Source organism: Bradyrhizobium sp. WYCCWR15520 (genome assembly GCF_056174665.1).
On sequence record NZ_JBWBWM010000120.1, the window covers coordinates 1 to 3153 of the forward strand.

2 protein-coding genes are annotated in these 3153 nt (G+C 56.6%); one reads left to right on the forward strand and one right to left on the reverse strand.

Annotated features, from left to right (window positions below; genetic code table 11):
• The coding region (locus AC0QUY_RS42305; protein WP_475391701.1) for a hypothetical protein at positions 1–216 on the forward strand (216 nt) is incomplete at its 5' end.
• Between the two features lie 18 nt (positions 217–234).
• On the opposite strand, the gene AC0QUY_RS42310 is transcribed toward AC0QUY_RS42305, so the two are convergent.
• Complete coding sequence (locus tag AC0QUY_RS42310; RefSeq protein WP_161855421.1) at positions 235–636, reverse strand: ATP-dependent DNA ligase; 402 nt, start codon at positions 634–636, stop codon at positions 235–237.
• Positions 637–3153 lie beyond the last annotated feature (2517 nt).

Below are 3153 nucleotides of genomic sequence, written 5' to 3' on the forward strand. Positions count from 1 at the left end.
CGGAATCCTCAAAAGCAAAATTGCAAGCTTTTGGGCCCCCAAAGCCCGAAAGCTTGCAATCTCAAAACGCCTCTCGCCAGAAAATTCGACTCCCGCTCAATGGCTTGGAAGTTCTTCACGCACGACTTGCTGGTCGTAAACTTCTTGGGTCTGGCAATGGTTGCGCTGCTCGCCGTCTTCGGTTCGATCATGGCAGGCTGTAGGCCCTCACCATAAGCGACTCCGCCCGACGGATCAGCGCGTCCAGTCCTGCAAACTCTCGCGCAGCGCTGCGGCGCTCGCCGGGGTCTTCGATTTCAACCACGTCTTCGAGGATCCGCTCTGATAAGGCGCGTCGATCTGCTTCGAGACGATGCCTTCCAAGCCCATGCGGCAAGCGAGCTGGAATACACCTTCACCATTTTCGGTAAGATGGTCGTTGAACTGAATACCCAACTCCGCAGTGTCCAGCAGCCTGGTGAGCTTCTGCTTGCGGTAGATCAGCGGCGTTTCACGAAGGTCAGTGCCCTGATGCATCAGGTCGAATGCAATCAGGACGGCCTCACTGCGGCGTCGGCTCCGAGGCGCATTGAAGTCTGACAGGCCGTCGTCTCGTGGGTCAAACAGCAGCAGCTTCCAGGAACTCATCACCGCCATGATGCCAACACCACTCTGCAACGGTAGCTCAAGGCATGGGTGCCTTTTCTGCGCCGCCCCCGATTCAAAGTCAAAAAACCCCGATCGGATGCGCGTAAAGGCGGGCTTTGGCTTTCCAATTGACCTCCGCCCGAGGATTGACCATCAGTGCGAAGCGCTCGGGCCGGCGCTACAATTGAGAGGCGTCGTCCTCCTCGTCAGGGAAGTTCTCGCGTCCAGGGAGGCGAATTCATACTTTGTAATCGATTGTAACCCGGGGGCTGCTGGATCTACGATAAGCGGTCTTTCGCCAGGCTGATGAGCATGACCCGTCACAACGTCCCATTCGTGGTCTCGCTAGTCTGGCTGCCGCCCTTAGCGGCGGACTGATCTTCCCGCTTTTGCGAGTGCCGGACCAGCCAGTCCCTTCCGGCGACGCTGTAACGGGACATCAATTTGCGACCGATGTAACGCAAACTGCCATGTCGTACGACGCTTTCGAGGGATAGCTGCGATCAGTTGGTCATTTTTGCGCGAAAGATGCGAAACATGAGCGAGATTCTCCGCCAAGCGACGCAAGACAATCGTTATGCGATCATTCATTCGTGGAGCTCTGGTTCAGAGGCGCATGGGGCGTTTCCTCCCTGATTTGGCCGTGTGTGAAGTTCGCGCGGGCTTTTTTTCTGCATTCAGCAAAAGCGCGGCGTTCATACATGTAAAGTGTAAGAGAGCTAGCAAGGGGCGGCCAGCGAATTGATCGTTCGCCGTCGGTTGAACCGCAAAGCGGTCAGGCAGAGTACTTCGTGCTGAGCCGCTACGGTGGCCGCGCAGCGTGCTCCTCCGCGTTTGGGCGCGCAGCCACCTTCCCCGCTGGCGCCAAAGCACTCGAAGTGGCCACACTCGAATTGTCGATCTTCCGGCCCGAGAACAAATGAAACGGGCGAAGTCGTCAGCGTTCGGTATGCGTCGGGGAATTCCTCTCGTGCCCTCTCCAGCGGCATAGGTTGTCGATAAGCTCGATTGAAAAGCGCGCCCAGTTCACGGCTTCCTCCGCCGACATAACGCTGGGGCTGGAAATGCGCCCTGCGGTCGCTACCTAGCCTGTCCCACTCCTATCCGTTTCGCCAATTTAGATAGGTTTGACCGTGTGATTGTATTTGCCGACACCCAAAACAGTCGGGCTGGTGAAACAGGGTTACGCTTGGCACTGCATAGTAACGAGATATCGATCTTGATTAATGCAATGCGTCCGGTGCCGGCGAATAAATTCTGCGATCCCGCGCTTTTTTCGACTGATTTCACCACACCGCATTGTCTACTTTTGCTCGCGGCAACCCAGCCGCCGGTTTTCGATTGCAGTGACGCCAAGTGATCCGGAAGTTCGCCGAGTGCCCGAACGATCTGAGCGCGCTGTGGGTTCGCGCGGACGGCATTGTCCGTATTCTTAATCTGCGCTAGGGGAAACGAACCAAAGGATGAACTGCTGACATATGATGACTCAGGACATGCCCAGTCTAGCAAGAGCGGCCGACAGTGGCTCTGCTGAGAGTCAGGAGGTGGTCCGGCGATTCATGTGGGAAATAAGATCGATCAATTTATGTCTCAAGTGCGGTGTCCGCCAGGCCGCCTCAGCCCGCCAAGGCGAGCGTTACGCGGGGCCATCGCTCGAAGAATTCCAGCAGCGGTTGGCTTTTCTGTTGCCTAACGAGACGGCGCCCTCGGCGCTAAAGCAACGAACGTCTCGATGCCATAGAACTCGGCGATAATGCTTGAGCGCCTCGTCCATAATGGGAGAAGGACCAGGGGCGGCAAGTTCGCGCACGCACGCCCATCGGCAGAATTGAGAGCAAGGGCTGAGATCGGTGAAGCAGCGTCGGCCAGCATGATCAAATTGACCTGTAGTGCGACCATCGTGGTGAAGCGCACGCCACCATCAACTGGTCGTTGGGCCGATGCCCTTCGTCCTCTAAGCTGGACGACACCTGCCCGTCAGTTCGTCGTCAGCTTGCCTGAGTATCATTCGCAAAGGGCCTAAGCAGCCCGAACTCGCTGCGACGAAATGTACGCCGAAGAGACACGCGAATCGCCATGTATGATCGAACCGGGGGCCCATGCACATACGCTAGCGAAGGTGACGAACCGAGTTAATCGGTGGACAGCGACAGCTGTGCCCGCCGTTATCAACCGTATTCTATGGGGGTAGCTCCAGACTGATCGAGTAAAAAGCGAATAACTAGCGATTTCATAGTGCACTCTTCCATCCATACCACGATGATCGGAAGAAATGTGGAGAGTGAGCTTTTCTATGGCTCCGTAATGAAACAGGACGGCCGAGATCGACATCTTGCAAACTCAGTCGGCAACAAATGGCTCGTCCGTTGAAGCTTGTTGGCCCCGGCTGTATTGGCAGTGTATCGCTCCGGCGGAGGCCGCCTTGTGCGGTTTGGCGGTTCGTCTGAGGATTTGACCTTAAGTCTAGCCTTAAGGTCATGTGGCGAATGCAGGTGAAGGTCTTGGGCGCTGAACGTCGGCGCCGAT